Source organism: Paraglaciecola sp. 20A4, from assembly GCF_011378905.1.
GTDB lineage: Bacteria > Pseudomonadota > Gammaproteobacteria > Enterobacterales > Alteromonadaceae > Paraglaciecola.
On sequence record NZ_WTPY01000003.1, the window covers coordinates 236468 to 259600 of the forward strand.

23 protein-coding genes are annotated in these 23133 nt (G+C 42.7%); 16 read left to right on the forward strand and 7 right to left on the reverse strand.

From position 1 onward, the window contains the following. The first annotated feature begins 67 nt into the window (after nucleotides 1–67). The 9 genes from ccoN to uspE all read left to right on the forward strand — a co-directional run bounded on the left by ccoN (nucleotide 68) and on the right by uspE (nucleotide 8211). The gene (gene ccoN / locus GQS54_RS05425) at nucleotides 68–1507 is read left to right on the forward strand and encodes a cytochrome-c oxidase, cbb3-type subunit I (RefSeq protein ID WP_166422994.1); all 1440 of its coding nucleotides are present in this window, start codon (nucleotides 68–70) and stop codon (nucleotides 1505–1507) included. A gap of 11 nt (nucleotides 1508–1518) precedes the next feature. Beyond that, nucleotides 1519–2124: a cytochrome-c oxidase, cbb3-type subunit II gene (gene ccoO / locus GQS54_RS05430; RefSeq protein WP_166422995.1), complete on the forward strand. Its 606-nt coding sequence runs from the start codon at nucleotides 1519–1521 to the stop codon at nucleotides 2122–2124. Nucleotide 2125: 1 nt separating this feature from the next. Then, nucleotides 2126–2305: a cbb3-type cytochrome c oxidase subunit 3 gene (locus tag GQS54_RS05435; protein WP_158770045.1), complete on the forward strand. Its 180-nt coding sequence runs from the start codon at nucleotides 2126–2128 to the stop codon at nucleotides 2303–2305. Further along, nucleotides 2298–3251 carry a cytochrome-c oxidase, cbb3-type subunit III gene (gene ccoP / locus GQS54_RS05440; protein ID WP_158770046.1) on the forward strand — a complete coding sequence of 318 codons (954 nt, stop codon included), beginning with the start codon at nucleotides 2298–2300 and terminating at the stop codon, nucleotides 3249–3251. Before GQS54_RS05435 ends, ccoP begins: the two co-directional genes overlap by 8 nt. Nucleotides 3252–3322: 71 nt before the next feature. Further along, entirely contained in the window at nucleotides 3323–3832 is a 510-nt protein-coding gene (locus tag GQS54_RS05445) for a FixH family protein (RefSeq protein ID WP_166422996.1), read from the forward strand. After that, nucleotides 3832–6213 carry a heavy metal translocating P-type ATPase gene (locus tag GQS54_RS05450; protein WP_166422997.1) on the forward strand — a complete coding sequence of 794 codons (2382 nt, stop codon included), beginning with the start codon at nucleotides 3832–3834 and terminating at the stop codon, nucleotides 6211–6213. The genes GQS54_RS05445 and GQS54_RS05450 overlap by 1 nt, the downstream gene beginning before the upstream one ends. A 17-nt stretch (nucleotides 6214–6230) precedes the next feature. Next, on the forward strand, nucleotides 6231–6443 hold the full coding sequence (gene ccoS, locus GQS54_RS05455; protein WP_166422998.1) for a cbb3-type cytochrome oxidase assembly protein CcoS: 213 nt from the start codon (nucleotides 6231–6233) through the stop codon (nucleotides 6441–6443). Next, on the forward strand, nucleotides 6430–7092 hold the full coding sequence (locus GQS54_RS05460; RefSeq protein WP_166422999.1) for a sulfite exporter TauE/SafE family protein: 663 nt from the start codon (nucleotides 6430–6432) through the stop codon (nucleotides 7090–7092). The genes ccoS and GQS54_RS05460 overlap by 14 nt, the downstream gene beginning before the upstream one ends. 186 nt (nucleotides 7093–7278) lie before the next feature. Further along, entirely contained in the window at nucleotides 7279–8211 is a 933-nt protein-coding gene (uspE, locus tag GQS54_RS05465) for a universal stress protein UspE (RefSeq protein WP_166423000.1), read from the forward strand. An 89-nt stretch (nucleotides 8212–8300) separates the two neighbouring features. On the opposite strand, the gene GQS54_RS05470 is transcribed toward uspE, so the two are convergent. Further along, complete coding sequence (locus GQS54_RS05470; RefSeq protein WP_166423001.1) at nucleotides 8301–9578, reverse strand: ABC transporter permease; 1278 nt, start codon at nucleotides 9576–9578, stop codon at nucleotides 8301–8303. Continuing rightward, nucleotides 9568–10281 carry an ABC transporter ATP-binding protein gene (locus GQS54_RS05475; RefSeq protein ID WP_166423002.1) on the reverse strand — a complete coding sequence of 238 codons (714 nt, stop codon included), beginning with the start codon at nucleotides 10279–10281 and terminating at the stop codon, nucleotides 9568–9570. The genes GQS54_RS05470 and GQS54_RS05475 overlap by 11 nt, the downstream gene beginning before the upstream one ends. A 139-nt stretch (nucleotides 10282–10420) precedes the next feature. Between GQS54_RS05475 and ttcA the strand changes: the two genes are divergently transcribed. Beyond that, the gene (gene ttcA / locus GQS54_RS05480; RefSeq protein ID WP_166423003.1) at nucleotides 10421–11350 is read left to right on the forward strand and encodes a tRNA 2-thiocytidine(32) synthetase TtcA; all 930 of its coding nucleotides are present in this window, start codon (nucleotides 10421–10423) and stop codon (nucleotides 11348–11350) included. Between the two features lie 9 nt (nucleotides 11351–11359). After that, nucleotides 11360–12331, forward strand: coding sequence for a patatin-like phospholipase RssA (rssA, locus tag GQS54_RS05485; protein WP_166423004.1), 972 nt, complete (start codon nucleotides 11360–11362; stop codon nucleotides 12329–12331). A gap of 122 nt (nucleotides 12332–12453) precedes the next feature. On the opposite strand, the gene GQS54_RS05490 is transcribed toward rssA, so the two are convergent. From GQS54_RS05490 to cobB, 5 genes are all read right to left on the reverse strand, one after another. Next, nucleotides 12454–13122: a DUF2987 domain-containing protein gene (locus GQS54_RS05490; protein WP_166423005.1), complete on the reverse strand. Its 669-nt coding sequence runs from the start codon at nucleotides 13120–13122 to the stop codon at nucleotides 12454–12456. After that, complete coding sequence (locus GQS54_RS05495) at nucleotides 13119–13979, reverse strand: glucosaminidase domain-containing protein (RefSeq protein WP_166423006.1); 861 nt, start codon at nucleotides 13977–13979, stop codon at nucleotides 13119–13121. The genes GQS54_RS05490 and GQS54_RS05495 overlap by 4 nt, the downstream gene beginning before the upstream one ends. Continuing rightward, complete coding sequence (locus tag GQS54_RS05500; protein ID WP_166423007.1) at nucleotides 13972–14715, reverse strand: hypothetical protein; 744 nt, start codon at nucleotides 14713–14715, stop codon at nucleotides 13972–13974. The genes GQS54_RS05495 and GQS54_RS05500 overlap by 8 nt, the downstream gene beginning before the upstream one ends. Nucleotides 14716–14819: 104 nt before the next feature. Next, entirely contained in the window at nucleotides 14820–15455 is a 636-nt protein-coding gene (locus GQS54_RS05505) for a LysE family transporter (RefSeq protein WP_166423008.1), read from the reverse strand. A gap of 4 nt (nucleotides 15456–15459) precedes the next feature. Then, entirely contained in the window at nucleotides 15460–16170 is a 711-nt protein-coding gene (gene cobB / locus GQS54_RS05510) for a Sir2 family NAD+-dependent deacetylase (protein ID WP_166423088.1), read from the reverse strand. Between the two features lie 410 nt (nucleotides 16171–16580). On the opposite strand from cobB, the gene GQS54_RS05515 reads away from it, so the two are divergent. The 5 genes from GQS54_RS05515 to GQS54_RS05535 all read left to right on the forward strand — a co-directional run bounded on the left by GQS54_RS05515 (nucleotide 16581) and on the right by GQS54_RS05535 (nucleotide 23099). Next, a complete protein-coding gene (locus tag GQS54_RS05515; protein ID WP_166423009.1) occupies nucleotides 16581–17399 on the forward strand; it encodes a MurR/RpiR family transcriptional regulator in 819 nt (272 codons plus the stop codon). Between the two features lie 437 nt (nucleotides 17400–17836). Beyond that, nucleotides 17837–19171 carry a class II fumarate hydratase gene (locus GQS54_RS05520; RefSeq protein ID WP_166423010.1) on the forward strand — a complete coding sequence of 445 codons (1335 nt, stop codon included), beginning with the start codon at nucleotides 17837–17839 and terminating at the stop codon, nucleotides 19169–19171. 233 nt (nucleotides 19172–19404) lie between these two features. Next, complete coding sequence (locus tag GQS54_RS05525; protein WP_166423011.1) at nucleotides 19405–20622, forward strand: amidase; 1218 nt, start codon at nucleotides 19405–19407, stop codon at nucleotides 20620–20622. After that, entirely contained in the window at nucleotides 20619–22211 is a 1593-nt protein-coding gene (locus tag GQS54_RS05530) for a gamma-glutamyltransferase family protein (protein ID WP_166423012.1), read from the forward strand. Before GQS54_RS05525 ends, GQS54_RS05530 begins: the two co-directional genes overlap by 4 nt. A gap of 66 nt (nucleotides 22212–22277) precedes the next feature. Next, complete coding sequence (locus tag GQS54_RS05535; RefSeq protein WP_166423013.1) at nucleotides 22278–23099, forward strand: sulfite exporter TauE/SafE family protein; 822 nt, start codon at nucleotides 22278–22280, stop codon at nucleotides 23097–23099. The last annotated feature ends 34 nt before the right edge of the window (nucleotides 23100–23133 follow it).

The window sequence follows — 23133 nt, forward strand, 5'->3', positions numbered from 1 at the left end:
AACCAACATGTTTTAGGACACACACGAGATACTCATACATCCTTATTGAAGTGGAAGATTCATTAAAATGAGCGAAGCTATTCAAGTACACCCTGAGTACAACTATAAAGTTGTGCGTCAGTTTGCAGTTATGACGGTCGTCTGGGGCATCATTGGCATGTCGTTAGGCGTGTTTATTGCAGCCCAATTATATTGGCCGGCCTTAAATTTCGATACACCTTGGTTAACGTTCTCGCGTTTGAGACCATTACACACTAACGCAGTGATTTTTGCGTTTGGTGGATGTGCATTGATGGCAACCTCCTTTTATGTTGTTCAGCGTACCTCTCAGGTACGTTTATTCAGTGATAAATTGGCTTCGTTTACCTTTTGGGGTTGGCAAGCTGTGATTCTTTCGGCTGTTGTTACCCTTCCTATGGGATTAACATCAACTAAAGAATATGCTGAATTAGAGTGGCCAATCGATATTATGATTGCCTTAGTTTGGTCCGCTTATATGATTAATTTTTTCGGCACGATGATCATCCGAAAAGTGTCGCATATTTATGTAGCCAACTGGTTCTTTGGCGCATTTATATTAACCGTATTAGTCCTACATGTTGGTAACAGCATGGTAGTGCCAGTGTCTCTGTTTAAATCCTATTCGATTTATGCTGGTGCTGTAGATGCCATTATGCAGTGGTGGTACGGGCATAACGCGGTAGGTTTCTTTTTGACTGCTGGCTTCTTAGGGATGATGTATTACTTCGTGCCTAAACAAGCGGGTCGCCCCGTTTATTCTTATCGTTTATCAGTTGTGCATTTCTGGGCACTGATTTCACTGTATATTTGGGCTGGTCCTCACCATTTACATTACACTGCTTTACCAGATTGGACTCAATCTGTCGGTATGGTTATGTCAATTATCTTATTCGTACCTTCATGGGGCGGTATGATAAACGGCATCATGACCCTATCAGGTGCATGGCATAAATTACGTACTGACCCCATTTTACGTTTCTTAGTGGTTTCATTGTCGTTTTACGGTATGTCAACATTTGAAGGCCCTATGATGGCAATCAAAACGGTTAACGCTCTTTCACATTATACTGACTGGACTATCGGTCACGTGCATTCTGGTGCGCTAGGCTGGGTTGCGATGGTATCGATTGGCTCTATTTACCACTTGATTCCTGTGTTGTTCAATAAACCAAAAATGCACAGCATCTATCTCATCAATGTTCACTTCTGGTTGGCGACAATTGGCGTGGTGTTGTACATCGTCGCAATGTGGATGTCAGGTGTATTGCAGGGGCTAATGTGGCGCGCAGTTAACGCTGACGGTACATTAACCTATAGCTTTGTGGAAGCGTTAGAGGCATCTAAACCTTTCTACTTCGTACGCTTTGTAGGCGGTGTATTTGTAGTTGTTGGCATGCTTATCATGGCTTACAACTGCTACATGACAATCCGCTCTAAGTCTGAGGAAGAAACTTCTCCTTTAGACGCCGAAGTACAACCAGCGTAGGAATAGTTTAGATGAAAAACGCACATGAGTTAGTAGAAAAGAACGTTGGTTTATTAACTATTTTAATCTTGGTGGCCATTAGCTTTGGTGCCATGGTTGAAATTACTCCGTTAATGTTTCAACAGCAAACAATGAAACCTGTAGATGGTCTTGAGCCATACACAGCGTTGCAGATGGAAGGACGTGATATTTATATTCGCGAAGGTTGTGTTGGCTGTCATAGCCAGATGATCCGTCCATTTCGTGCCGAAACGGAACGTTATGGCCATTATTCTGTGGCAGGCGAATCAGTTTGGGAACATCCATTTCTTTGGGGTTCTAAACGTACCGGACCTGATTTAGCACGTGTAGGTGGCCGCTACAGCGATGAATGGCACCGTGTTCACCTAAGAAATCCCCGTGACGTGGTACCTGAATCAAACATGCCTGGTTTCCCTTGGTTGTTTGAAAACCAACTGACAGGTGACCTTACCGCTAAAAAACTTGCTGTATTTCGTGATTTTGGTGTTCCTTACACCGATGAAGATATTGCGGGCGCTAAAGCAGCAGTTGAAGGTAAATATGAGATTGATGCACTGGTTGCATACTTGCAGTCTCTTGGAACAGCGTTGAAGTAATATGGATTACGCAATCACTGGAACCATATTTACCTTAGTCGTGTTTATTGTATTTATAGGTATTGTTATTTGGGCCTACAGTAAAAAATCAAAAAAAGGCTTCGACGAAGCCGCTAATTTGATTTTTGCTGATGAGGACAAGGACAAAAAAGAAAAGCGGGAGTCAGGCACACATGAGTAGCTTTTGGAGCATATGGATCACAGTTATTACACTGGGAACAATTATTGGATGTTTTTTGTTATTGCGTTGGTGTTTAAGTAACCAAACAGGCGTAGCCGAAGGCGATGACATGCATCATGAATTTGATGGCATCATTGAGATCAATAATCAGCTGCCACGTTGGTGGACGATTATGTTTTACGCCACTATTGTTTGGGGTTTCTTGTACTTTCTGCTTTACCCTGGTTTGGGTAGTTTTGAAGGTTTGCTTGGTTGGAAAAGTTCAAACCAAGATATCCGTTCATTAGCAGAGTCGGATGCAGCGCGCATTGCAGCAAAAGAAAATGGTGAAATTGTGCAATATGACCGTGAATTAGATTTTGCGGAAGAACGTTTTGCACCTATTTTTGCAGCCTATGCTAAGCAACCAATTGAAAAATTGGCCCATGATCCGGAAGCACTCAAAGTTGGTCAGCGTTTGTTTAGTCAAAACTGCTCTCAGTGTCACGGTTCAGATGCACGTGGTCAGCGAGGCTTCCCTAACTTAACAGATAATGACTGGTTATATGGCGGTACGCCTGCCAAGATAACCGAAACCTTGACCCTAGGCCGTCAGGCTGCCATGCCAGCTCAGCTTGCTTCAATGGGTGAGCAAGGCATAGAGGAAGTCGCTGCTTACGCATTAAGCCTAAGTGGTCGTCAAGTTGATCCCGATTTAGCGGAAAAAGGTAAAGCCCGTTTCGCCATCTGTTCAGCTTGTCATGGTCCAGATGGTAAAGGTAACCAATTAGTTGGTGCACCTAATTTAACGGATAACATCTGGTTATACGGTGGCAGTCATAAAGCCGTAACTGAAACATTAACTTATGGTCGTAACGGCGTGATGCCATCTTTCAAGAAAACCTTGGGCGATGAAAAAATTCACTTGGTTGCAGCATATGTTTACAGTTTATCGCAAGATAAGTAACCTCGTTTTCGGTTAGAATAAGCCTCGCTTCGGTGAGGCTTTTTTATATTCATTTTTTATTTAAGGTTGTTATGTCCCCTTCTTCTGAACCGTCGATTACGCATACCCCCAAATGGTACAAGCAGTTTTGGCCATGGTTTTTAATTACCATACCTGTGTGTTCCATGATTTTAAGTTTTAATATGCTGCGCTTTGCTTTAGTTGGGCAAGACACCATGGTGGTCGATGATTATTATAAACAAGGCAAATCCATTAACCTCAGCCTTGAAAAAGTGCAAGAAGCTAAGAAGCTCGGTATGCAAACAGAGCTCACCGTGAACCAAAAACACATTAGTTTACGCTTTATTGATGGTGCCCCTTCAAGCGGTGCTGCATTACGCTTGTCTTTTTATCACGTAACACAAGAACCAAAAGATCAAAGTGTGGATTTATTCCGTGATGCTAATGGCATTTATCGTGGCAACGCAGAGAACGATTTGACTGGAAAGTGGCAGATTGCTCTGACGCCTCATGATCAAGAATGGAAAATTCAGCAAACACTTTCTCTACCTCAAGAAGACAGTATAGTTTTTAATCCCTAATGAAAGATATCCTTCCTTGCTATCACTGCGGTTTACCCGCAGATGATGGTAAAACTTATCACGCGTTGGTGTTAGGCGAACAACGCATTATGTGTTGCCCTGGCTGTCAAGCAGTGGCCGAAGCAATTGTAGAAAATGGTTTAGATGATTACTATCGATTTCGAACTGAACCTAGCGTTAAAGCGGACGATAATCTGCAAGATACCCTTGCGCAATTATCCATTTTTGATGAGCAAAGCATTCAACAAGACTTTGTTATTCATCAAGGCGATATCAGCGAAATTCAACTGAGTTTAAGTGGTATCAGCTGCGCCGCTTGTGGCTGGCTGATTGAGAAGCAATTGAGTAAATTAGCTGGTATTAAACAAGTGTCAGTCAATGTTACTGCCAATCGGGCGTTGATCAGTTGGTATTCAAGCGCGCTAAGTTTGAGCCAAATTATGGCGTCCATAGAACGCATTGGCTATCACGCGAGTCCTTTTCAACAAGAACAACACGAAGCTTTATTTCAAAAAGATCACAAAACTCAACTCAAGCGTATTGGTCTAGCGGGCTTAATGACCATGCAAGTTATGATGCTTGCCATAGGTGTTTATTTCGATTTATTCGATGATTTAGAGGCGCAAACCAGTTCATTTTTTAACTGGGTCAGCTTAGTTCTGAGTACGCCTGTGGTGTTTTACTCTGGCGCAGGCTTTTATCAAAGTGCTTTCAAAGCTTTAAAAGGCCGCGCAGTGAATATGGATGTTCCCGTGTCCATTGCCCTGTTAGCCACCTATTTTTCCGGGGTTTGGGCGACTATATTTGAACAAGGTCAGGTGTACTTCGAATCTGTCTGTATGTTTATTTTTTTATTGTTAGTGAGTCGTTTTATCGAACATCAGGCTCGTCATAAGGCGGCGCAAATATCCGCAAATATGCTGCAGTATATACCGTTAACGGCAAACGTATTAGTCGATGGCGAACTACAACCTACGTTGGCTAGAACCCTACAAATTGACGATATGATATTGGTTAAAGCCGGAGAAACAATACCAATCGATGGCGTGGTTTTGCATGGCAGTGCTCAGATAGATGAATCGTTACTGACTGGGGAATTTTATCCCATAGACAAAGATGTAGATGACTTAGTATACGGCGGAACAATCAATAAAAGCGGTACCTTGACCATCAAAGTTACCTCGCAATTTAAGTACGCATTAGTTAACCAAATTGCACGCTTGCAAGAACAAGCTATGGCCAATAAGCCAAAAATTGCGACGATGGCAGATCAGTTTGCTCAGTACTTTGTGCTCGCTGTATTGGTTTTTTCCCTCGGTAGTTTTATATTTTGGTGGTGGCAAGGAAATCCTGACGCATTTTGGATTGCCATATCAGTACTTATCGCAACCTGCCCGTGTGCACTTGGTTTAGCTACGCCATCTGCCCTATCCTTTGCCATGGCAAATTTGAACAAGCAAGGTGTGCTGCTCAAACGCTCAGACGTATTAGAACAATTGACTCAGGTCGATCATATCGTACTGGATAAAACAGGTACGTTGACCGAAGGAAAGGTATCTATCGCGGCTATCCATAACATCTCTAATTACGTCGATGAAACATTGTTGCGCTATGCCCACAGCGTCGAGCAATTTTCTGAACACCCTATCGCGCGAGCATTTAACGATAGTCCGGTATTTCCTAATGTGACTGATTTTTGTTTTACCTTAGGAGAAGGAGTAAGTGCCACAGTAAACAAAAAACAGGTCGCATTATTGGCCACTCATCGTGTTAAAGGCGATGACGCAATACCTAAAACCTTAAACAATTGCAGTATTGTTATGCAAATCGATAAAGAATTTGTATGCGGATTTGAATTAAGTGACACCCTACGTCCTGATGTGGGGGATATGCTGCAACGATTAAGCCGCAAGGACATCACGTTGCTTAGTGGTGATAACGAGAAAAATGTGCAGCAAGTAGCAAATAATCTTGGCATCTCTGATTGGTTATCCCAGCAATCACCGCAACAAAAATTGCGGTTTGTAGAAGCATTGCAAAAACATGATCATAAGGTGCTGATGATTGGCGATGGTATCAATGATGCGCCAGTTTTGGCTCAAGCTGACGTTGCGGTAACCTTGGGAGCCGGTGCTGATTTAGCCAAATCATCGGCGGATGTGATTTTACTTAAAAACGCCCTTGGAAAGTTGCCAAATTTATTTACTGTCGCCCATCGATGTAAACAAAAAATCAGGCAAAATATGGCTTGGGCCTTAGGATATAATATTTTGGTGTTACCCTTAGCTGTCAGCGGAATATTGACCCCATGGATGGCAGTTATCGGTATGTCGCTAAGTTCTCTTATAGTGGTCGTCAACTCGGTACGACTGCTGAAGTAATTACGCAAGGTAAATTAATGAGCATAATTTATATATTGATCCCGTTGGCCATTATCATTGTTTCGCTCGCTATTGGGATTTTCTTTTGGGCCGTAAAGAGTAATCAGTTTGACGATTTAGAGCGTCATGGCTACAGCATACTGTTCGACGACGATATAAAATCCAATGCAAAGAAAACAGCTTCAGAATCGCCAAAAGTAAACGTTCAAAAAGACGATGAACAGTCTTAGTATTTTATCGGCCTTTTTGATTGGTTTAGCAGGCAGCGTACATTGCTTTGGCATGTGCGGCGGCGTGGTCAGCGCATTTAGTTTTGCCGTGCCTAAAGGTGCCAAGCAGTGGCCTTACGTACTGACTTATAACATAGGACGCATTGCTAGTTATACCCTACTCGGCGCTGCTACCGGTTATTTCGGTAGTATGCTGGAGCGAAATGATGCCCTTGGCCAAATACCTGTTTTACAAACTATCAGTGCATTATTTCTTATCGCTATGGCTTGTTATGTCGGCAATTGGTGGCATGGATTGCACTATTTAGAGCGCGCAGGTAGTAAGTTATGGCGTCATTTGCGGCCTTTATCTAAATCATTATTACCGTTCAAAAACCCTCTATACGCACTGCCTTATGGCGTAATATGGGGTTGGTTACCCTGCGGCCTAGTTTATTCTACTTTGACTTGGAGTCTCGCCAGCGGCAGCGCGTCAAATGGCGCGTTCATCATGTTGTTTTTCGGCTTAGGGACACTGCCTGCTTTGATCGTTATGGCCGCTGGAATTGAATCCCTTAAAAAGTTACTCGCCAATGCGAAAACACGTCAAATTGTGGCTTTGTGCTTACTCGCCTTTGCTGGTCAAATGCTCTGGCGTGCTTACGCTTAATATAGTGAGGTAAGTTAATTAACCTCGCTTCACGAGTAGCGTTAATTTGATGTCTTTTAATTTGATGTCTTTTTCTTGTAACTGATTAAAATAACTTGCGTAAAATCAGTAAAATAGTAACTTGGATGGCAAAGTTAACATTAGTTTCATACACTCAAAGCGTCACATCAGCGACGGAGAATAACGATGAAATATCAAAAAATACTCGCAGTTATCGACCCTGAAGATGACCAGCAAAAATCACTGTTGCGCGCCATCGAAATCGCGCAAATAACCCAGGGCAAGATAACGGCATTTTTACCTATTTATGACTTGTCTTATGAAATGACCACGATGTTATCTACTGACGAGCGTGAAAATATGCGTTTTGCAGTCATTGAAGATAAAACAGCCTGGTTAGCAGACTTAGTCGCCCCCATTGAGAAAGAATGCGGCCTTAAAATTGATTTGAACGTTGAATGGCATAATCGCGCTTGGGAGAGCGTTATTTGCCGAGTGATTAAACATGGTTACGATCTTATCGTTAAAGGCACACAATTAAACGATACCTTAAAAGCAGTAATTTTTACCCCAACTGATTGGCACATTATGCGTAAAAGCCCTGTGCCTGTTTTATTGGTTAAGGATCACGATTGGCCGGTAGCAGGTAAAGTGCTTGCAGCGGTGAGCCTTGGGGTTGAAGATGATGAACATACAGCCTTGAATGATTGCGTGACGCGCACCGCAAAAGGATTTGCAGAGTTGTTGTCATCAGAGGTGCATTTAGTTAATGCCTACCCAGGAACGCCGATTAATATTGCGATTGAAATACCTGAATTTGACCCACAGATATACAGTGATTCAGTCAAAGAGCATCACCATAGTGCAATGTTACGTCATGCCCACAAGCACAATATTCCAGCCACTTGTAGTCACATAGAAGAAGGATTACCAGAAGATGTTATTCCTGCTTTAGCAGAGAAAATTGACGCTGAATTAGTTGTTCTTGGTACCGTTGGACGACAGGGAATTTCAGGCGTATTAATTGGTAACACTGCCGAACATGTTATCGACAAATTAAACTGTGATGTTTTGGCGATTAAACCTGATGGCTACGAGTCCCCAGTGGATTGTTCATAAACACTTACCCGTTTATAAATAACCAAAATTAACCTCAGGCGCTGATTTTATAGCGCTTAGGGTTAATTATAACTTAATACTAGCTATTATCATTTGGCATTTAAACCATTGCTTAACGCACTTCGATAAGCACTTAGTGCTGGTACCAGAGCCAATAGCATCGCTAAACCAAGCGCTAATAATACATATTCTAACACCGCATCAGAATAGCCCAAAGGACTGATCAATAACCCGTATTCGGTCTGCACGTAGTCTGCTAACAACCAGATAGATACATTTGTCATTACATAACCGATGACACACCCTGACAACGCAAGAAATATTGCTTCACATTCAATCATCAGCACAATCAAAAACGTGTTTGCACCTAATGCGCGTAATACCGCTATTTCGCGCTGTCTTTCGTGAATAGACGCTAATAACATAGTAAGCATGCCAAGCATCGCAGCCAATAAGATTAAACTTGAAACCAAACTCAAACTTGTCTCTACCCCCTTCATTAAGTTCCACAACTCAGCCAGTGCTACGCCGGGCAAAATAGCTGACATAGGCGCTTGTTGATCAGTATTGATTACACGCTGCACCTGTAAAGTCGATATTTTGCTCGTTAACCCTAAGTAAATCGCGCTGACCTGAAGGTCACTCTCGATAGTGTCGTGCTGAGCATGGTCATCTTCATGAGTATCGTTGCCCGTGTGTTCGCTCGTATGCCGACTGATTGTGCTTGTTTGATGAACGCTGTGCATCCCATCAATTGATTTAATTGGCACAAAAACACTTTGATCGATCGGGGTACCAGTGGCGTGCAAAACCCCTACGGTGATAAACGGATATTGTTTATGGTGGGTAAAACTTACTTTTGCACTGCCATGAGCTAGCACGACCTCTTGGCCAATTTGATATCCTAATGTTTGAGCCACGGTGGCGCCTAAAACTATATCTGTGGGCTGGGTAAAAGACTGTCCTAAAGCAAAGTCCAAGGCATTTTTATTTCCATAACGGAAGTACGTAAAGTAATCTTCTGTGGTTCCAACAACGGGAAATCCCTGATGGGAATCCCCCAGTGAAATGGGTATTGCCCACTTAACACTTTTAGCATTAGCTAATGTTACATACTCATTCCAACTAATATTGCTACTTGGGCTACCGACATGAAATACAGAATACAATAACAGGTTTAGTTGGCTTGTCCTGGCCCCTACGATAAGGTCGACTCCGGAAACGGCGCGTTCGAAATTTTGCCGCACTTCGCCCCGCAAATGTTCGACACTGAATAGCACAAACATACTCACCGCGATGGAGATAACCGTTAATCCCGCCATTAATTTACGCGCCATTACGCTGGCTAAGGTCAGTCTAACTAACATCGGCCCCTCCCTGCTCAATGTAAGATGAATTCAACTTATGCATAGTGACTTCAGAAGTAAATGCTGATGCTAACGAACGGTCATGGCTGACGAATATTACCGTGGCGTGATGCGCACGACTTTGCGCAAGTAATAACGCGATAAACTTGTCTCTATGCTCACTATCAAGGGCTGAAGTGGGCTCATCAGCGATGATAAGTGCAGGTTTAGATAACAACGCTCTAGCTACAGCGACTCGTTGTTGCTGACCAACACTCAGTTCACCGGCTTGTCTTTTAAGCATATCCGCAGTTAATCCTAACGAAGCGGTTAAATTCTCAAAATCATTATCCACATCAGATGCTGGGTTGGTTCCGTTTGCTCGAGCCGTAAACCACTGGCCCAAATGTATGTTTTCTTCGGCACTTAAATAAGGTAATAAATTGAATTGTTGAAATATAACGCCCATTTCTCGCGCTCTAAAATTATCGCGTTGTCGAGCAGACAACTGGTTTAGCTCGCTATTGAGCACACATAACCGACCACTTTGCGATTCCAAAACACCACATAGCAAATTTAATAATGTAGATTTTCCACTGCCTGATTGACCGTGCAAGAACACATGCTCGCCTCTTTCTACTTGCCAGCGAGGGATAGTTAATGTCGGTTTGTCTTGCTTAGGCCAAGTAAAAGTGAGATTTTCAATGTCAATAGCTAACGACATAGTGTTCCTGTTAAATAAACTGAAAGCATAGGGTAATCATTTTTGTCTTATCAGCAAGCGAATGTGACTTAAATAAAAACGATAACTTCGCTATAATCCGCCAGTATTTTCTTTTCATTATCCACTAGTTGCCTTATTCATGAATCACGTTGTTAATAATATATCTGCTGCCACACATAATACTGCGTCATCGCTCGCGCTGAATTTCAAAAAACTCACCACTAAACTACGTCGTAAAACTGGCCAAGCGATTGCCGATTTCAATATGATTGAGGAAGGCGATAAAGTCATGGTGTGTTTATCAGGCGGTAAAGACAGTTATACCATGCTGGATATTTTGCTCCATATGCAAAAATCTGCACCGATTAATTTTTCGATTATAGCGGTCAATTTAGATCAAAAACAGCCCGGTTTTCCCGAACATATCCTGCCTAACTACCTTAATGATTTAGCTGTTGATTACGCTATTATCGAGGAAGATACCTACTCTATCGTGGTAGATAAGGTGCCCGAAGGCAAAACAACCTGTTCATTATGTTCCCGGCTTCGTCGCGGCATTCTGTATACCAACGCGGTTAAGTTAGGTGTCACAAAGATTGCACTTGGCCATCATAGAGACGATATGCTTGAAACATTGTTTTTAAATATGTTTCATAACGGCCGCTTAAAATCGATGCCGCCAAAGTTGACCAGCGATGATGGGCGAAATGTAGTCATACGTCCCCTTGCTTATTGCAGTGAGCAAGATATAGCGGATTATGCCCTACATAAAGGGTTTCCAATTATTCCGTGTAACCTATGCGGCTCACAAGAAAACCTACAACGTAAGCAAGTTAAGGCCATGTTAGCCCAATGGAATACTCAGTTTCCAGGCCGTATCGAAACCATGTTTAAAGCGTTACAAAATGTAGTACCGTCACACTTAGCAGATCCGACAGCGTTTAACTTTGCCGATTTACATCAACAACAGCTTGGCGAAGGTGAAGGTGATTTGGCATTTGATCCTGTTGAAATAAAACCAGTACAAAGCTATGACACGCAAGCTGTGTCTGTTTTACGTATAGATTAGGAATACACTGTGAAAATAGGAATTGCCCTCGGTAGCGGCGCGGCTCGCGGATGGGCGCATATCGGCGTCATACAAGCCTTAGAAGAATTAGGGATTAAAATTGATGTTGTCGCTGGGTGCTCTATTGGAGCATACGTAGGCGCCGCCTACTCGTCTAACAAACTTGAACCACTTGAAGAATGGGTGCGCAGTTTAACTGAATGGCAAGTCTTTGCGTTAATGGGCGTCGGTTTGTATCGCGGAGGATTGGTCAGCGGTTTAAAGGTCTTTAAAGCGTTACAGGATAATTTTAGTGAAGAAACCTTCGAAGAATTATGCAAACCCTTTGCTTGCGTGGCGACTGACCTTTATAGCGGCCGAGAAATTAACTTTCTAACGGGCTCTGTTGTTGATGCTGTTCGTGCCTCCTGTGCCATACCTGGCTTATTTCCACCTACAACCTTTAATGATCGTTGGTTAGTCGACGGCGGTGTGGTTAACCCCGTTCCCGTTAATTTGTGTCGTCATTTAGGGGCCGACATTGTTTTTGCCGTGAATTTGAGCGCTGACTTTCGTCCACAAACGATGGACAACAACGAAAAAGAACGAGAGCGAAACCAACAAAAGATCACCGATATGTTTACTAAAAGCCAAAACCACTTATCTAAATGGTTTAAAAGCGATAGTAAGGTCAAAGAAAGTGACCCAGATAAACCGGACGATCAAGATGACGTAGAGTTAAACAGTGAAATAGCCAAACCTCGTGCGGCTAAAAACCATCCACCCAGCATGATTGGTGTTATGGCAGGCTCATTGGATATTTTACAGGCTCGGGTGACCCGCTCTCGTTTAGCAGGAAACCCACCGGACATTCTGATAGAACCACAATTGCGTGATTTCGGTATGATGGAATTTTATCGTGCGGGTGAATTGATAGAAGAAGGCCGCAATAGCGTAAAGCGCATAGCTGACCAAATTCGTTATCAATTGCGCTTAGATTAGTTTTTATGGCTAAGTTTAAGCAGACAAAGCAACACATAAATTAATTCAAAAGGTCAGGTCAAATAATATAATTAATTAATCTGACCTAAACAATGATTTACATAATCCGATTAAAAGTCTTGTTACTTAGTAGTTCTAGCGGTTATGCGTAACGGAATAGTAGGTAACGATAAGCTCTTTTTTTCATCCAACCAGCTTTTTTCAAGCACTAAACGCCCCTCACTAATATTCAATCCATTATTCAAGGGTTGAGTTAACTGCGAGTCAGCAAAATGAACAATCAAGCCGTCGACAGAGGGCATTAAGAACGATAAAAAACTGCCCATATCAGCAAAGAATGTCTGATATTGCTGATATAGCACCTCTATGTCCTCAGCGCTGTATTGCATCTTTAACCATTGGGGAGTCGTTTCGAGTTGCACAGACATATCACATTGATTCACTGGTTCTTCTATAACCAGGGCAACCGTTGCATTAGCCATCTTTAATGCTTTTTCACTTGGAACCGTAAAACGTTGCTCAGAAGATACCGGTAAAGGGATATTGAGTTTTTGGGTATGAATATAGGCTGAACTTATATGGCATAAGTCGCCCGTTGTGACATGCTTGAAGCCAAAGGCAAACTGCAAGGCGTTATTGTCCTCATCTTGCAACTTACGGACATGGCTGTAAAAAGTGCTGTAATCAACGTTTAAAGAGGCTTGAGGAAATGTAGATAAAGCCTTCAGTTCTTCTTGTGCAACTGCAAAGCAGCTTGGAATAATACAAGCTGCGAGTAACCATTTTTTCATAAATCCATATGCTCTTTATTGACTCTCATCATGCTAAGTAATTCATCGATATAGTCTTGCCCACGTTCTGAATAGCTGTGCAAACCATGGACTAAAGCTTTAGCCGTAATTTGCTTATCTTGTGCTCGTAGGTTTGCTCTAATATCGCGCAATTCTTGATACGCATAATGTCGATTAAGGTTTCTTATATAGGTTTTAACTGCATGAGATAAGTCTTTAAACTTAGCCACTTCATGGACAGTACCTTCATTGCGGCGTTTGGGTACAAAACCACAGCCTTTTTTAAAGCACCATAATCCAAAAAAATTATAGCCTTTACGGGCAAATCGCGACGTACCCCATCCTGACTCATTCGCGGCTTGAATAAGAACTAATTCAGCTGGGATCATATCGACACGTTTAAGCAGTACGGCCATAGATTCTTGCATAGACAGTGCCTTATCAACTTTGTAATCCCGTCGTAAGCGCTTTAAAAGCTTAACACTAAACGGGCTTAACGTGGCTTTTTGTTCGAGTTGTTGGGCCATGCTGACAATTGCTTTACGTTTAATTAAGGTAATATTATTTTGACGATTAATTTCAGGTAGTAAGTAAGCAAAAAAAGCCCGCTTTTTATCTGTAATATCCTCATATTTTTTAAAATTGGGGATTTTTTTAGAAGCGCTAGCGTCAGGTAATACCTGGGCCTTTCCCGCTAAATCGTCGATCAGAATACGTAGCTCTGTGTCGTCCAGATGCAACGCAGTGTCTGGTAATTGAGATTCAAAATAATTGTCAGCGGTATACATAATACCAAACAGGATTATTGCGACCGCAAAGTAACGAAATTTATGTAATGAGTTGTGAGTGTTAAGCATAGAAAACCGAATCTTTTTTATCTGTATTAGTAGAAGGTTGTCCAATTACTTCAACACCGAATAAGGTACGGTACAACACGCCTTTAGTATGAATATACCAAGGAACAAGCCAAATTAGTGCAATGCCAAAGGTAAATAGACCCGCAATAAATAACACGAAAGACAAAATATAAAACTGGCTCAATGGTAACCAATACCGATTAAAAACACGCATCGACATTAAAATTGCTTGGCTAGGTCGATACTTTTTTTCTACCAACAGCACCAACGCAAAACCAGTAGACATTGCTAAATAGATACCAGGCAAAATATACAATGCGATACCTAAATTAACCAATGCACCCAACATTAAAGCACAAAAAATTAACATCGCTGATGCTGCTAAACGTTTCACTAGCCCTATAAAAGACGTTTTTAAACCTATGCTATGGCTGATACCCATCATCATCAAGGCCGTAATAAGAGGTGTGGTGATCAAGGTAAATAGCAGGTTTAAACCAAAACTCAATGATACTGACGGGTTTTGTAAATCGTCGATACTGACAAAACGCCCAATTAACATCAGTAACAGTAGTATCATGCCCAGCGTGAATAACCCGCCTTGCAAAATGCTATAAAAGTGTTGCTTTGATATCGCCCACCCTTCTTTAGCGCAGGTGCTTAAATCAAGTGTTGTTTCGCCGGCAAGCGATTTATCGATGTTGCCACCTTGCGTGTGTTTGTTCTGTTGTTCCACAAATTACCCTTTAAAAAACCACTTACGACATAATACCCGAACTTTATAACCAGAGGGAAACTCATCGAATGATAATAGCGCCATGATACCTTTCGACAAACCTATTATGCTAAAACCAGTTTTGCAGCCAAGACAAGCAATACAGCCCCCATCACTCTATCGAACCAGTGGCTGTATTGACTAATAAAAGCGCGTACTTTGCGTGTACTGAGCAAATAAGACAAAAAGCAAAACCAAATACCCGTTGCCACGGCTAGGTACAAACCGTATACCAATTTCACGCCGAAGGGCGTCTCCGCCGAAACCGCCACGGCAAACACTGAAAGAAAAAACAACGTCGCCTTGGGGTTTAGACCGTTCGTTAGGAACCCAACCGTAAACGCTTTTTTGTCGCTGATCATTTTCAAATCAGCACCGTTTTGCACCCCGCCAACCGTGTTTGGAGCAGGACTTCGAATCGCTCCAATAGCAATATAAACCAAGTAGGCAGCAGCCACGTAACTGAATATTTTAAATACCATGGGGTTCGTTTTCAGTAATAACCCAATTCCTAACAACGAATAGGTAACATGCAATAATATTGCTGCGCCCACACCAATACTTGTAATCATCGCTAGTCTGCGGCCGTAATTAATGCTGTGCTTCAATACGATTGCAAAGTCTGGTCCAGGGCTTGCCACAGCTAATAAATGCACAGCAGCAATCGTTAAAAATTCTCCCCAATATAGACTCAGATCCACTTTATTATTCCTCGACGTTTTGTGTTAAATATTGCGTTACAATCAAACTAGCCATTCCATAATGCGCCTCTTTGAATGCATTATTCATTTCGCTGGGTAGCAAATTTAATTCCACTGTATGCGCTTGGTTATGATTAGCCAGTTGAACCAAGCCCGCAGCTGGGTAAACATTGCCTGAGGTGCCAATAGAAATAAAGAAATCAGCTTCGACCACGGCCTGTTCGATTTCTTCCATATAAAACGGCATTTCACCAAACCATACAATATCTGGCCTGATTGACTGCTGTGGAGTACAGCATATGCAGCGAGCGGCACCATCAAAACTTCCAGTCATAGAGAAAGTTCGTTGACTATGACAGCATCTTGCGCGCAATAATTCACCGTGCATATGCAGAATGTTTTGGCTGCCCGCACGCTCATGTAAATCATCAACATTTTGGGTGATAATTAACACCTTACCTTTGTGGCATCTCTCGAATTCAGCCAATGCATAATGCGCTTTATTAGGGTTGACCACGTTGCTCTGCAATTGTGCGCGTCGTAGATTATAAAATCGATATACTAGCTCAGGATCGCGTAAAAAGGCCTCAGGGGTCGCCACATCTTCAATAGAATGCTCTTCCCATAGACCGTCATTATCGCGAAATGTGCGCAATCCAGATTCAGCAGATATCCCTGCCCCTGTTAAGAACACCACATTTGCATCGGGGGGGATCCCCGCCCCTAATACGTAATCGGTAAGATGGTTAATGACACAAATTCCTCTTTAATTTTTCTATTAGGGTCAACTCAAGTCCTATATTATGCCACGATGCCAAGATTAACGAATACAGGCACAGCCATAAAATTCGGCGCAAGGACATAACGTTTCAGAATGAATGTCATGTCTATTATGCCTTAATACCCCAAGGGTAAAAAGTCAGGTTTATGCACGCTATTCTTTACAGTGCGTGAATAAGCTAAATCGGCGGTATAGGTTCTATTTAATGTGAGCGTTACCAGCGTTTACAAATAGATTTACCCTTCATAACCGACTTATATAACGATAAGACTTCCGGCATATTTCCTTTATGCAACCTAATTGGTATAAGCTATATAGCCGTTTTACATTGTGAATACTCTATTTTGGCAAAAATTCCGTTTATTGATCGCATAGAACAGCAATACCAAGAACTCTCTCCTAATGCTCGGTTAATAGCTGATCACCTTAAACATACCCCGCTTGATGTATTGAGTTGTTCGGTAGCTGAAATTGCTCAAAAAACCCATACGTCTAAAGCAACCGTGAGTCGTTTTTTTCGTCAGCTTGGTTATGACTCACACTCAGATGCAAAACAAGAGCTAAATGCATTTAGGGCAAATGGCTACCCGATGTACATGGAGTCAGATCAGGGCGGTGCCTTAAGTCGAGAAATACAGCGAATTGAACAAACTTGGAGTAATCTAGATCAAGTCCAGTTAAATGCGCTAATTCAATCTATATGCAAAGCGTCTCGCATTACGCTTATTGGCTTTCGTAATAGCTATCCAGTGGCTCTTCATTTTCGCCAACAATTATTACAAATTCGCAGCAAGGTGCGTCTTTTGCCCCAACCTGGGCAAACGTTAAGTGAAGAACTGCGTGATATTAGTGACGATGAATTGGTTATTTTAATTGGTTTTCGGCGTAGACCTAAAATATTCAAACCTTTGCTTAACAAAATTCAACACCACAATGTCGCGCTACTAGCGGATCCGTCTGGTCAAATATACGCCGAACAAGTTAAACAGTTAATTATTTGTCAACTTGGTCAAGAGCAAGCCCTTGATAGCTACGCAGCACCAATGAGTGTCATTTCTATAATTTGTAATCAGGTCTTTACCTTACTCGGGAACTCCTCGGACAAACGGATCAGCGAGATATCATCTCTTTACGAAGAACTAGATGAACTCGAAAAACGTTAATTAAACTTCCTCAAAAGTGCATATTCTGGAGAAATGACCCTATCTTAATTGACTGAAAGAATTCTTGTTCATCCCACCTTGAAAGATTAATTATTACACCAACAACTAAATAACGAGTGACACACTTGCTAATGATAAGGTGTTCCTCGTTAGAAGCGGGAAGATGGCACAAGTCGTGGCATAACTAGATTTTCAATTTGCTAAATAATCATTGAAGAGAAACCCTGTTGTTTCGCTAATTTTCAGTTCTCAACATGTCACAATTCATACAGCACCTGAGTATGAATAGTGCCCAAGCGAGAGTATTCTTGATGTGAATGTGCATGTGCATGTAAAAAGTGACGATGCGAGCTAGCGCTAAACATTACTTCACGATATCAATGCGAAATCTATTAGACGATGAAATCCCTATAGACACAAAAGACTAAGGAAATACTATGCAATCCCCTGAAATCGAAAAGCCTATATTATACCAAGAGCAAACCGCCCTCGCCCTAGAGAACTTTAGGATCAGCGGCACGCCTATGCCAAGCGAATTTATCCACGCTCTTGCGCTAATAAAAGCCAGTGCTGCCAAAGCTAACGCAGAACATGCGGGCCTAAATGACGAAATAGCCATAGATATACAGCGAGCAGCGATGGAAGTGTCCCAAGGTAAGCATGATGATGCCTTTATGGTTGACGTATTTCAAACCGGCTCAGGCACCAGTACGAATATGAATGTGAATGAAGTCATTGCTTCGCTGGCCACTGATAAGCTTGGTAAACCCGTTCACCCGAATGACCATGTGAACATGGGACAAAGTTCTAATGACGTTATTCCTAGCGCTATCCATGTCAGTGCTACCTTAGCTATCAGCCGAGAATTAATCCCTGCATTACAAAGCTTAATGTCAGCGATTGACGCTAAAAGTATATTGTATCGCGAGACGGTGAAAACCGGCCGCACGCACTTAATGGACGCTATGCCGATTACACTCGGACAAGAATTAAGTGGCTGGAGCAAGCAAATTCAATTCGCTATAACACGCTTAATAGAAGTGTTGCCGAGAATTTCTGCTCTCGCTCTGGGCGGTACCGCAGTAGGAACAGGTATAAATACCCATCCTGATTTTGCTCGCTCAGCCTGTCGTGAATTGAGTCAACTCACCGGATTGCGTTTTCTACCAGCAGATAATTATTTTGCCGCGATCAGCAGCCAAGATACGGCGGTAGAGGTCAGCGGTCATTTAAATACTCTAGCGGTTAGTTTAATGAAAATATGCAATGACCTTCGCTGGATGAATAGCGGGCCGCTGACTGGATTGGGCGAAATATCACTGGAGAAACTGCAAGCAGGTAGCAGTATTATGCCAGGCAAAGTGAATCCTGTGATCCCAGAAGCGGTTGCCATGGTGTGCGCGCAAGTAATGGGATACCATCAAAGTATCACCATTGCAGGGCAATCAGGTAACTTTCAGCTCAATACTATGCTGCCACTTATCGGATTCAACCTACTCAGCAGCTTAAGTTTATTGACGAATGGTATCAGTGCGTTAACGCACAAAGCCATTGTACCGATGAAAGCCAATATCGATAAAATGGCACAATCACTGGGCATGAATCCGATATTGGTTACCGCGTTAAATAGTAAAGTAGGTTACGAACAGGGGGCCCTTATCGCCAAAGCCGCCTATGAACAAAAGCGACCTGTGGTAGATGTGGCTGCTGAAATGACTGATATTCCAATCGAAACATTACGCACACTATTAGATCCTAAATCTATGACTTAACACGTTGACGTTATGAAATAGCGAGCAAGGGTATTGGTGAATCTGCCTCCGCTTGTTTCATTCTAAAAGTTAAAATTTGTTATTGTAGAATTGACGCAACAGTTGATTATAAAACAACAATTATTAAAAAATTGTTAAATTAAACGATATATCCACTATAACAAATGTTTCTCTTGACTATTTGATGAAACATTTGTTTCATATAAGACCATTTAGTCAACTTTTTAAGATCCATGAGCCACGCTGCTAAACATTTTACCAGTCAGACACCTTACGTATTGCATTTAGACGTAAAAGTTGACGACAAAGCAAAATCAACGGATTTACCTCTGTATGGTATGTCATTGGCGGTAAAGGACTTATTTCATATAAAGGGTCTGCCAACAACTGCTGGTAATCCTGACTGGTTAGCAAGTCACCCTATACCTGAGCATACCTCTCCAGCGGTTGAAAGGTTATTACAACAAGGTGCATCTTTGGTCGGTAAAACAATCACCGATGAGCTGGCTTACAGTCTTAATGGCCAGAATTTACATTACGGCACGCCATTCAATATTTCTGCGCCAAATCGCGTACCTGGTGGCTCCTCAAGTGGCTCAGCAGTTGCGGTTCGAGAAGGCAGTGCAAGAATAGGCTTGGGTACCGATACCGGAGGTTCAATTCGCGTACCTGCCAGCTACAATGGTTTGTTTGGTCTTCGCCCGACTCATGGGCGGATCAGTTGCGAACATATGGTCAGCTTGGCACCAAGCTTTGATACAGTAGGCTGGATAACCAGAGATTTAGATAGCTTAGCAACCGTCGCCGATGTGCTATTTGAAGACACCAAAGAGTTAGACTTGGTGGAAATTAGTGCCAATACTGCACCGAGAATTGGCTTCGCTGAAGAGCTCGTTGCTCAGTGCGAATATGCTGATATGCTGACAGAGACCTATCGCAAAATTTCCGCTACGTCATATAAACTTTCATCTGGCCTATCTAGCACACTCTTGAGTCAAGCCAGTGAAACATTTCGGATCTTGCAAGGCTATGAAATATGGCAAACTCACGGTCAATGGATCACCAACCACCAACCTACTTTTGCGCCTGATATTCAAGATCGGTTTATGTGGTGTGCCACAATAGATAAATCCCAATACCAGCAAGCGTTAAAGCAACAACAAACGTTTATTGAACATATTAATCATCTATTTACCCAATGTGATGTGATATTTTTACCTACGACGCCAGGCCCTGCTCCTCTTTTAAGTATGGCTGGTGACGATTTAGCACATTATCGGAATACACTGATGAGACTAACCTGCATTGCAGGCTTATGTGGTCTACCCCAGTTACATATTCCGTTATCGATTAACTCCCATGCGCCCATGGGATTTTCATTAATTGGCCAAAAAAATCATGACAAACAATTAATTGAAATCGCGCGCATGTTTTTAGAGACACTATCATGAGCAATTCAACCACGTTGCGGCCTGTCGCCTTTACGGCCCCACACTATGCAGCAAGCCAAGTAGGACAAAATGTATTACAGCACGGAGGCACAGCCATTGAAGCAATGGTTGCGGCTGCCGCTTCTATTTCAGTTGTTTACCCACATATGAACAGTATGGGGGGCGACGGCTTTTGGCTTATCAGCGAACCCGGCAAAGAACCAGTGGCTATTGATGCCAGTGGCACTGCCTGTGCTAAAGCTGATCTCGCTTATTACGCAAAACACGGCTCTATACCCTCTCGTGGACCAGACGCAGCACTGACCATGGCTGGCGCTGTTGCTGGTTGGCAAAAAGCGCTGGAGATAAGTCATACCTGGCAATCTGGCTTACCCTTAAGCGAATTACTTGCACCTGCCATTGGTCAAGCCGAATGGGGTATTGAAGTCACTCAAAGTCTGCAGGATGCCAGCGAAAAAACATTTGATGACTTATCAACCATCCCGCATTTTGAGCAGTTTTTGATTAAAGGGAAAAGCCTTAAAAAAGGTAAGATCCTTAAATTACCCGCTATCGCTAAAACACTGTCTAAGCTGGCAGAAAATGGTCTTGAGGATTTCTACAAAGGAGAGATAGCACAGGCTTTAGCTGAAGATTTACGCGCCGCAGGCTCGCCTATTACCCTTGAAGATCTTAACGCTTACGAAGCTAAAATTGTTCCGCCTCTATCGGTCAAGACCTCGGTAGGCAAACTATATAATTTGCCTGCGCCAACACAGGGGATCGCATCGTTATTGATTCTCGCGTTGTTCGACAAAGTACAGCACCTAGCCACAAGCGAGGCTGATTTTGTCCACTTATTAGTTGAATGTACTAAACAAGCTTTTATTAAGCGTAATCAATATGTTGCAGATCAAAGCAGGGTGAGTATCGATTTACAAAGCTTGCTTGCACCTAAGTCACTTGATGAGATGGTGCTTGATATTAGTCTTGACCGTGCACTGTCCTGGCCACATATGGCAAAACCAGGTGACACCATTTGGATGGGGGCCTGTGACCGCGAAGGAAGAATGGTCAGTTACATACAAAGTATTTACTGGGAATTCGGTAGCGGTGTGGTATCTCCACAAACGGGGATTGTTTGGAACAACCGTGGCACATCGTTTTCACTGCAACGTAACAGTTTGCAGCAGCTTGCTCCGGGTATGAAACCATTCCACACGTTAAATCCCGCATTTGCTGAACTAAACGATGGCCGTCGTATCAGCTACGGCACAATGGGAGGCGAAGGCCAACCACAAACTCAGGCGGCAATATTTAGTCGCTATGTTTACCAACAAAAATCTCTAGCAGAATCCATCAGTTTAGGGCGTTGGCTACTCGGACGAACGTGGGGAGATGAAAGTCATAATCTTAAAATAGAGCAAGACTTAGCGGATGAAATTCAAAGCGAACTCCGTGCCAAGGGCCATGACATTGCACTTGTAGATTCGCGTAATGAATTAATGGGACACGCTGGTGCAGTTGTCATGCGCCCAGACGATAACGTTTCCGCAGCAACAGACCCCCGTAGTGATGGCAACGCGTTTGCAGCGCATACCTATGAGTAAGCGCTGCCAATAAATAATAAATAAAAACCAACCCATTGCTTAAAATACAACGTAAATGAGAAAATTATGGAATTAGTGTTAAACAATCTACCGACGATTGCTGCGTTGATCGGCACCGGTATTTTTGCTGGCTTATTAGCAGGATTATTAGGTGTAGGAGGCGGTATTGTTATTGTCCCTGTGCTGTTTTTTCTATTTCAATCGTTTGGTGTTAGCCCACAAAGCGCCATGGTGATTGCTACCGGTACATCACTGGCAACCATTATTCCTACCTCGATTAGCTCCATTCGATCTCATCAAAAAAAGGGCAATGTTGATGTCGCTTTGCTGAAACAGTGGGGATTACTCATTTTGATAGGCGTTCTACTTGGTAGCTGGTTGGTGACAAAAGTTGATGGTAGTTACCTTACGACGCTATTTGGTATCGTCGCGACTTTATCAGCCTTAAATATGTTGTTTAGAACAGGTAAATCAGCGCTGGCTGACAGTTTGCCTGGCCGTGTTGGGCAATCTGTTATAGCAGGATGCATTGGCTTTTTCAGTTCAATGGTTGGTATTGGTGGTGGCACGTTATCGGTGCCTATTTTAACCGCGTTCAATTACCCGGCGCATAAAGCAGTGGGTACTGCGGCCGCCATCGGGCTTGTTATATCTTTTCCGGCAGCTTTGTATTTATTGATATTCGGTCAAACTCCTCAGGATGCGCCACTTGGTACCTTCGGATACATTAACCTCGTAGGCTTTGTATGTATCGTACCTCTAACGGTTTTATGCGCGCCAATCGGTGCTGGTATAGCATCTAAGCTTGATGCAAATATGTTGAAAAAGATTTTTGCCGTCGTTTTACTTATTACCGGGACACGCATGTTAGCGCAGTTGTTTATCTAACGCAGCGTGTCAGCAACAATCAGTCAACCATTCA